This window comes from Hydrogenophaga sp. Root209, from assembly GCF_001428625.1.
Classification (GTDB): Bacteria; Pseudomonadota; Gammaproteobacteria; order Burkholderiales; family Burkholderiaceae_C; genus Hydrogenophaga.
Window position 1 is genome coordinate 102,147 of the sequence record NZ_LMIE01000029.1, and the last position, 8,616, is coordinate 110,762.

An 8,616-nucleotide genomic window follows, 5' to 3' on the forward strand; every position below is an offset into this window, starting at 1 on the left:
GCGGGTGGCTGTCGATGTCGATCACCAGCGAGATGAACCCCGAGCGGGGAAAGTAGGCGTGGCTCAGTTGGGTGCCGCGCACGCTGAGCTCGGCCGAGAGCACCAGTTCGAATGGCTCGCACAGTGCGAGAAAGCGCTTTCGAACCGTTTTTGGCAGCAGTTCGATGAGGTGATTTTCAGTGTTTTGCATGGAGTCCGCCAGGTACACAAGCGAAACCCCTCACAGGGCGAACTCATGCGGGTCGCATGGACCCATTGCCCAGCGTTCCCTGTCTCAATATGACCCCCTGTGACCACGAGGACAGTCTCCTACCGTACACAAGTCCCGGAAGATGAATCAAGCTGCTTCAAGATCGGGCAACAGGCGGTCGTATTCTTTCTTCACCACGCGATAGCACTCGCAGGTGCGGTGCTCCAGGCCCGGGCGATCGAGCACCGAGATGTGGCCACGCGCATAGCGGATGAGGCCGCTCGCCTGCAACTTGAGCGCCGCTTCGGTGACGCCCTCACGGCGCACCCCCAGCATGTTGGCGATCAGCTCCTGCGTCATCACCAGCTCGTTGCCGGGCAGGCGGTCCAGGCTGAGCAGCAGCCAGCGGCAGAGCTGCTGGTCCAGCGAGTGGTGGCGGTTGCACACGGCGGTCTGGCTCATCTGGGTGATCAGCGCCTGCGTGTAGCGCAACATCAGGTGCATCACCGGGCCCGAGCGCTCGAATTCACCCCGGATGGCGTCGGCGCGAAGCCGGTAGCCCATGCCCGCGCTCTGCACCACGGCGCGGCTGGGCGTGGAGCCGCCACCCATGAAGATGGAGATGCCCACCACGCCCTCGTGGCCAACCACCGCGATTTCCGCCGACGAGCCGTTTTCCAGCACATAGAGCAGGGAGACGATGGCGTTGGTGGGGAAATACACGAAGTGCAGAGGCGCACCGGACTCGTACAGCACCTTGCCCAACGGAAGATCGATCAACTCAAGCTGTGGCTGCCAGCGCAGCCACTCAGCGTCTGGCAGCGAGGCCAACAGTTGGTTCTGACGCGGATTGTCGAGTTCGATCAAGTGGCTTTCCTCCGGGATGGCTGTTGACGCGGGACGCGGCTCGGCTCTAGGGTTTTAACCCTCCCAGCATCGCACGGATACGGCCGTCTGTCTGTTCGAAACCGTACATATGAATTTTCATCCCATGGCGTCTCCGTCCATCGGAATCACGAACACGGTGTGCGGCGGGAGCGCGGACCAGGCGAGGCGCTCGCCCACGGCCAGGAAACCGACGCCCTTGCCCTCCCAGTCGGCCTGTGCGGCAGCGGCGCTCTGGCGCACCAGCACGAAACGCATCGTGCGGCCATCGCGCGTCAGCGTCATTTCGGCCCGGGGCCAGTGCGCCGGCAGGCAGGGCACGAAGCACAGGTCGTGCGCCGTCATCTTCAGGCCCAGGACCGACTCGATCGCCGCGCGGTGCAGCCAGCCCGCCGCTCCGGTGTACCAGCTCCAGCCACCCCGCCCCACCGTCGGTGGCTGGCTGTAGACATCGGCCGCCATGGCGTAAGGCTCCAGACCGTAGGCGGGGCCCCACTGCGTGTTGACCGAACGGTGCGCCGGGCTCAGGTAGGTGAAGTAGCGGTAGGGCGCATCGCGCGTCTGCGAGCCCGCCGGTTCACGCACGGCCAGGGCGGCCATGGCCATGAGACCCCACACGCCGGCATGGCTGTACTGGCCACCGTTCTCGCGCACGCCCGGCGGGTAGGCCTGGATGTAGCCCGCGCTGGGCTGGGCATGGGCCAGCGGCGGCGCGAGCAGCTGGATCAGACCCGCGTCGGTGTTGACCAGATTCGCCTCCGCCGCTTCCATGGCCAGGCGCTGGCGGTTCAGCGGTGCCTGATCACTCAGCACGGACCAGGCCTGGGCGATCAGGTCGATGCGGGCCTCGGCCTGCGTGTGCGAGCCCAGCGGACTGCCGTCGTCGAAGAAGGCGCGCCGGTACCAGTCACCGTCCCAGGCGTGGGTCTCGAGGGCCTGGCCCCAGCCGTGCAGTGCGGCTTCCCAACGCGCGGCGCGCTCGTGCTCGCCGCGTTCGCGCGCCAGTGGGATCCAGTCGCGCACCAAGGCACACAGGAACCACGCCACCCACACCGACTCGCCCCGGCCTTCGTGGCCGACCCGGTTCATGCCGTCGTTCCAGTCGCCCGTGCCCATGAGGGGCAGCCCGTGCGTGCCCACCGGCAGGCTGCGGTCGATGGTGCGCGCGGCGTGCTCGTACACGCTGGCCATGCTCTGACTCACGCGCGGCGTGTCGTAGGCGTCCTCGGCCCCGGGCGCAATGACCAGGTCTTCCAGGAAGGCCACCGACTCGTCCAGCACGGCGGCGTCGCCCGTGGTCCGCAGGTAATGCGAGCAGGCGAAAGGCAGCCAGAGCAGGTCGTCCGAGAAATGCGTGCGCACGCCGGCGCCTCCCGGGGAGTGCCACCAGTGCTGCACGTCGCCCGCTTCAAACTGGCGCGAAGCGCACAGCACGATCTGATCGCGCAGCAGGCGGGGCGCGGCCCAGGTGAGTGCCATCGTGTCCTGCAACTGGTCGCGGTAACCGGTGGCGCCACCGGCTTGGTAGAAGCCGGCCTTGGCCCAGAGCCGCGACGACACGGTCTGGTAGAGCAGCCAGCGGTTGGTCATGGCGTCGAACAGCGGGTCGGGCGTGGCGACCGTGGTCGCCCCCAGCAGCTTGTCCCAATGGGCTTTGGCGGCCTCCTCGCGCTCCAGCGGCACCTGCTTCATGGCGCGCAACGCGAGTTCGTGTGCGGCGGTGGGCGACTCGGCAAAGCCCAGCAGGTACACCTGCTCCAGCGTGGCGCCAGGGCGCACCGTCACCGGGCGCGACAGCGCGGCGCAGGGGTCCAGCCCGTCACCGTGGCGCTGCCCGAGCCGCTGCGGCAAGCGCAGCAGGCCCTGTGCATCGAAGAACGCAGCGCGGTCGCAGGTCCAGTCCAGGCCCTCGGCGCCGCCCGGCGTGGCCAGGGCTTCCACCAGAAAGGCGGTGCCACCGCCCCAGCCTGCGGAGGCTTCGGTCTGGGTGCACATCAGGCCCACCAGACCGGTGGGGTCCATGGCCAGGCAGCGGCTCGTGTGCAGCGTGGCGCGGTCGCTGCGCTTCTCGCCCATGAGCCACTCCACCATGGCCACGGTGCGCAGGTGCGCCATGTGGCGACCCCGGTTGACGATCTCGATGCGCACCTGTTTCACCGCGGTATCGGGGTCCACGCTCCAGTGCACCGCGACGTCGAGATCGCCGCGCTGGTGGCTGATGGTGGTGCGGCCCTGCGCATGTACCACGCGGTAGTGGGCGTCAGCATCGCCCCAGGCCGACGGTGCCAGGCTCCATGTCGCGTGGGTGCGGCGGTCCTGCAGCAGGAACCACTCGGCCGGCGTGTCGGCCACCGGGTCGTTGCCCCACGCGGTGAGCTGGTTGAGGCGGCTGTTGCCGGCCCAGGTGTTGCCGCCCCCGCTCTCGGTCACGATGGTGCCGAAATCGGGGTTGGCCAGCACATTGGTCCACGGTCGTGGCGGCCGCTGCGCGCGCGAGACCTGAAAAGCAAAACGCCGGCCACCGGCCTCGAACGCACCCACCGGGCGCCCACCCTCGGCCGCCATGGTGTGGGTGAGCAGCCGCTCGGTGGTGGTGTCGGTTCGCAGGGGCTCCTGCGCGGCATCGAAGCGCTCGCACCAGCTCTTGATCTGCTGGGTCCAGCTGCGCCCGTCGGCCCGCAGGTGGATGCGCGCCAGTGCATCGAGCGTTGAGAGTTGAAGCGCCGTCAAGGCATCGGTGCGCAGCAGGTGCAGCCCGCCTGTCTTGCCTTCCAGGGGCTGTGCATGCAGTTGTTCGTGCAGCAGCGCCAGCTCGCGCTGCAGCGGCATCTGGTACGAATGCGGCTCGTTGCTCACCACCACCACATCGCAGGCCACACCGGCACGCGACCACTCGCGCAGCGCCTGCACCACGCTGCGCAGCAGCCCCAGGCCCTGGGGTGATCCCGCGCTCACGAGCACCACCGGGCGGTCGCCCGAGATGCTGAGTGGCCACAGCGCGCGGCGGTCGCACATGCGGAGGGTGTTGGCGTCCTGCACCGGCAGGTCCACCTTGGGCAGCGTCATCAGAAGCGCGGTCGTGAGGGTCTGGAAGGCGGGCATATGGTCCATGCGGGACCTCCCGGGTGCCAGCTGGATGCTCGACAGCGTGGCCGACATCACCGAGGCGCGCTCCACCGAGCTGGGCTGACGGTACTTGTCGACGATGGCCATCAGCTGCACGGCGTTGTCGCTGGCGGCGGTGGCAAAGGTCACGCAGGTCTGCGCGCCGGGCTGCAGCCGCAGCATCACCCCGAGCGCGGCCACCGGGTCCAGCCCGGTCTCCAGCGCCTGCGAGGTGGTGGGCACGGCCACCATGCGGGCCAGTGGCTGGTCGGTGCTGTGGTTGCGGCCGAGCCACAGGCTGCGGTCGGTCTGGCAGCTCAGCCCCAGCACCTCGCCTTTCACGTCGGCCACGAAGTGAGCGGCCTGCAGGGTGCTCTCGGTCTGCAGCCGCGGCGTGCGCACGAAGCGCAGGGCCTGCTGGTCGGCCAGCCAGTCGGCCTGGACGAAGAAGTTGGAAAACGCGGGGTGCGCCTCGTCGGCCGCGGCGCGGGCCAGGGTCACGTCAAAGGCGGAGATCAGTTCCAGCTCGATCACCGTGTCGCTGCGGTTCGTGAGCACCACGCGCTTGAGCTCGATGTCGTCTTCAGGGCTCACCCACACGGTGGTCTGCACGCGCAGCTCGGGCCACAGCGCCTCCAGCACCACGCGGTCGGTGTGGAAAGTGCTCAGGTAGAGCGCAGCGGGGTCGGGTGCTGGATGGCTGCTCACCGAGACCGGAGACTCGCTGTGCTCCAGGCGCACGTACACGAAGCTGCCGCAGGCATCGCGCAAGGCATCGTCGCGCCAGCGCGTGATGCCGGTGGCACCCCACTGGCTCCAGCCCGCGCCGTTGGCGCGCAGGCTCACGCTGTAGCGCCCGTTGGACAGCAGGTGCGAGGGCTCCAGCGCCTGCGCGCCGGGCACCACCGCACGCACATGGTCCTGCGCGCGGCGCTGCAAGGCCTTCAGCGGCAGGTTGGGCAGCGGGTGGTGCACCAGCGCCGCCAGGGCGCGCGGCGCACGTTCGTGCAGCAGCGAGGACACCGCTTCCAGATTCGGGTGCGCCATGCCCCAGCGCTGCGCCACGCCGCCGCGCAGCACGTTGGTCAGCGCCACGATGGTCATGCCCTGGTGGTGGGCCATGTAGGTGCCCACCGGCGTGCAGGTGCCGCCCTGCGTCTGGCGCGAGGCGGTGAAATCGATCGCCTCGATGAATCCGTACCGACCGCGTGCCGAGAGGCTGGCCAGGTGGCTCATGTTCTGGCACGCCAGGCGCGGATTGACCAGCGTGGCCAGCGCGGTGGCATAGGGTGCGACCACCTGCTCGGCCAGCGGCGTGCGGCGCAGCGCCAGCCGTGGCACGCCCTGCGGCGCGTACTGGTAGGCCAGCGTGTGATCGCGCCCGGCATAGGCACTCTCCGACATGCCCCACGGCATGGACCTGCCCTGCGCATGCGCGATCTGCTCCAGGAGCGCCGAGCAGCCGGCCTCGCGCAGCACGCTGCCGTGCGGCTCGGCCATGAGCAGCGTGGGCATGAGGTACTCGAACATCGAGCCCGACCACGAGCGCAGCACGACGTGCCGCCCGTTGGCAAACAGCGGGCGGCCAAGCGCGGCCCAGTGCTTCATGGGCACATCGCCCTTGGCAATCGCCAGCAGGCTGGTGCTGCGCGACTCGGAGGCCAGCAGGTCGTAGAACGACGCGTCCAGCGCCTGGTCGTCGAGCCGGAAGCCGATGTGCAGCAGATGGCGCTTGGGGTGGTACAGAAAGCCGAACTCCGGCGCCCAGGCCAGCTGTTCCAGCGCCTGCGCCAGCTCCAGCAAGCGGCGCGTGGCGCGTGGCCCACCGCCTTCAGCGGCGGCGCTGCGGTCCATGCTGGCCGAGCGCAGCGTGGCGAGGTGGTCACCCATCAGCGCGTGCAGGCTGTCGTGGTCGCGCGCGATCTCGTCGCCCACGCCCGAACCGACGGCGCCCGGGTCCGGACGCGGATGGGGGATGCGCTCGAGTTCCAGCGTGGCGGCGTCCAGCAGGCCGGTGAACGCGGCGCTGGCCTCGGCATCCAGCGGGTCGGGCAGCGGCGTGAGCAGCACCTGGCCGAGCGCGGTCTGGTGCAAGGGTTGTTGCAGGGCAGTTTCAAGCCAGGGTTGGTGGTGCTGCTGCGTGGATGCCAGCCGCTCCTGGCTGCGCTGCACCGCCTGCGCCGTGGCCTGTGTGGCGTGGGGGTCGCGCGCCAGCAGGCGGCAGGCCTGGGCCACCGCGAGCAGGTGCACGCTGAGGTTGCCGCTGTCCACGGTCGACACGTAACGCGGCTGCAGCGGCTGCAGGGTCTCGGTGTCGTACCAGTTGAGGAAATGGCCACGGTGACGCTCCAACTGCTGAAGGCTGGCCAGCGTGGCTTCCATGCGCTGCAGCAGATCCTGCGTGCCGATCCACCCGAGTTCGCGCGCACAGGACGTGCTCAGCAGGTACAGGCCGATGTTGGTGGGCGAGGTGCGGTGGGCCACCATGTCAAACGGCAATATCTGCAGGTTGTCGGGCGGCAGAAAGTGGTTGCGCGCATCGACGCAGCGCTCGAACAGGCGCCAGGTGTCGCGCGCCAGGTCGTCGAGCAGTGCGCGGTCGACCGCGTTGAGCGGGTTCGGGACGCTGCCGGGCCAGGGCTGGTGGGCCAGCCACGAGATCACGGGAGCGAGCGCCCACAGCAACAGCAGAGCCACCGCCAACGCAGGGGCTTGTGGACGGCTCCACCACAGCAAGGCCAGCAACGGCAAAGCCACCGCGGTCTCCAGGGCATGGCGCCTGAGCGAGGGCCACAGACCCGGGCGCAGGGCCGCGCTCGCCGCGTCGGCGGTGGTCCAGGCCAGCAACTGGCGCCTGGAGACCGCCATGCGCCAGCAGGTGCGCAGCACGGCGTCGGTCGCGCGCAGCGCCTGCTGCAACAGCTGCACGATGTGCCACACCCCGCCGAGCAGGGCGCGCAGCCCGTCCGCCGCGACCGCACGGACAAAGCGCTCGCCCGCCAGGCTGGCACGGTGCGGCACCAGACCGGCGAGCGCGCCCAGCATCGGCGCTGCGGCCTGCGCGGCCACCGCCAGCCACAAGGCCGCGCCCAGACTCAGGCCCACACCCCACATGGCCAGCAACAGCAGCAGCAACGACGCCGGCGTCACCAGCGAGCGGCGCAGGTTGTCCAGCAGCTTCAGGCGGTTGATGGGCGAGAGTTGCCAGCGACGCGCCTGCAGCAGAAAGGGCAGCAGTTGCCAGTCGCCTCGGGTCCAGCGGTGCAGGCGCGAGGCGGCCACGTCGGCGTGCTCAGGGTCGGGCTCGATGAGGGTGATGTCGGTCACCACCGCGCACCGCGTCAGCGCGCCTTCGAGCAGGTCGTGGCTGAGCACCCGCTCCTCGGGCAGGCGCCCACCCAGCACCGCGTGCATGGTGGCCACGTGCAGCAGGCCCTTGCCGGTGAAGCTGCCCTCGCCGAACACGTCCTGGTACACGTCCGAACTCATGGCGCTGTAGGGGTCGAGTCCGCGCTGGCCGGCGGTGATCCACTGCCACGGCGACGTGAGCGCGGTCTCGGGCAGCGGCGGCACCACGCGCGGTTGCAGGATGCCGTAGCCCTGCACCACACGCCGGCCACTCGCATCCAGCCGGGGCTGGTTGTCGGGGTGCTCGGCCACACCCACCAGTGCGCGCAGGCGGCCCGGCGGCAGCTGCGTGTCGCTGTCCAGCGTGAGCAGGTAGCACGTGCCTTGCGCCATGCGCGAGAGCTGGCCCAGCGCCATGAACGGACCCGGCTCCCCGGTCACCAGCGCCGCCGCCAGTTGTTCGAGCTTGCCGCGCTTGCGCTCCCAGCCGATCCAGCGGCCCTGGGTGGTGCTCAGCGTGCGGTCTCGGTGCAGCAACAGGAAGCGCGGCGCTTCTCCCTCGGGCACCGGGTGGTCGTCATTGAGCGCCGAGAGCTGGGCCAGCGCCTCGGCGAGGATCGCTTCATCACCCGGCAGGTGCGGGCTGTCGGCGTCGGCAAAGTCGCTGAGCAGCGCGAACTGCGCGTGGGCTTCCGGGTTGGCCAGAAAGTGCAGGTGCAGGCGGTGCACCAGCGGCGCCACCGCTGCCGGGCTGCCCAGCAGCGCCGGTATCACCACCATCACGCGCGCGTGCTGCGGTATGCCCTCGGCCAGAAGGTAGCGCGGCAGGTGCGCGGGCCGCGCCGATTCGGTGATGAGCCGGTTGACCACCGCCACCACCGTCTCGGAGGCCGGGAACACCATGAGCAGCAGCACCAGCGCTGCGATGGCATGGCCCGTCCAGCCCTCGATCGGGGCGCCGGCCATGGCATACACCACCGCCACCAGCGCCAGCGAACCGGCCAGCATGACGGTGAGATAGGTGGGCATGCGTGCGACGCGCACCACCAGCCGCCCCCACCCCCAGCCGCGGCGGCTCAGGCCCAGAC

Annotated in this window: 2 protein-coding genes and 1 pseudogene; all 3 read right to left on the reverse strand. The window is 69.9% G+C overall.

Translation table 11 applies throughout. The features are described 5' to 3' along the window. Window positions 1-190 (reverse strand): annotated as a pseudogene (locus ASE11_RS26655) (Crp/Fnr family transcriptional regulator); the annotation flags it as partial. Between the two features lie 147 nt (window positions 191-337). Then, a complete protein-coding gene (locus ASE11_RS14020) occupies window positions 338-1,057 on the reverse strand; it encodes a Crp/Fnr family transcriptional regulator (RefSeq protein ID WP_235501300.1) in 720 nt (239 codons plus the stop codon). Between the two features lie 117 nt (window positions 1,058-1,174). Beyond that, window positions 1,175-8,557, reverse strand: coding sequence for a GH36-type glycosyl hydrolase domain-containing protein (locus ASE11_RS14025; protein WP_082585787.1), 7,383 nt, complete (start codon window positions 8,555-8,557; stop codon window positions 1,175-1,177). Window positions 8,558-8,616: the final 59 nt, after the last annotated feature.

What these genes read in the sequence shown, in the direction of transcription:
- ASE11_RS14025 (WP_082585787.1), bottom strand. Translation starts at nt 8,557, where the DNA reads ATGCCCACCTATCTCACCGTCATGCTGGCCGGTTCGCTGGCGCTGGTG.